This is a genomic window from Streptomyces sp. P17 (assembly GCF_032436805.1).
Taxonomy (GTDB): Bacteria; Actinomycetota; Actinomycetes; order Streptomycetales; family Streptomycetaceae; genus Streptomyces.
Genome location: NZ_JAVRBF010000930.1, coordinates 1 through 266, shown reverse-complemented (window position 1 = coordinate 266; position 266 = coordinate 1). Strand labels below are relative to the sequence as shown.

At 54.9% G+C, this 266-nt stretch carries 1 protein-coding gene; it reads left to right on the top strand.

The genetic code is table 11. The annotated features are described in order from the left end of the window. Positions 1–39: 39 nt before the first annotated feature. The coding region (locus tag RMT89_RS43480; protein ID WP_315889277.1) for a hypothetical protein at positions 40–266 on the top strand (227 nt) is incomplete at its 3' end.

The following is a 266-nucleotide window of genomic DNA, read 5'->3' as shown; positions in this document are numbered from 1 at the left end:
GGTCGTGTTCGTCGGAAGTTCTCGGTGCACAATCGAGTCATGGCAACGAAGAACGAGGCACCGTCGAAGCAGGATCGAGTCACGAACGGCCTGGCCGGTACGATCACTTTGATTGAGCGCAATCCGCGTTATTCCGGCAATGTCTTCATGTTCGGTCCGGAGTCAGACGTCGAGACCTACATTCGGTCTCAGCTTCTGGCCGAGGCGGAAGGTGATGATGGGAACACTTTCGAATCGCTCGAAGATGTAGCCAATTTCGAGCTGGA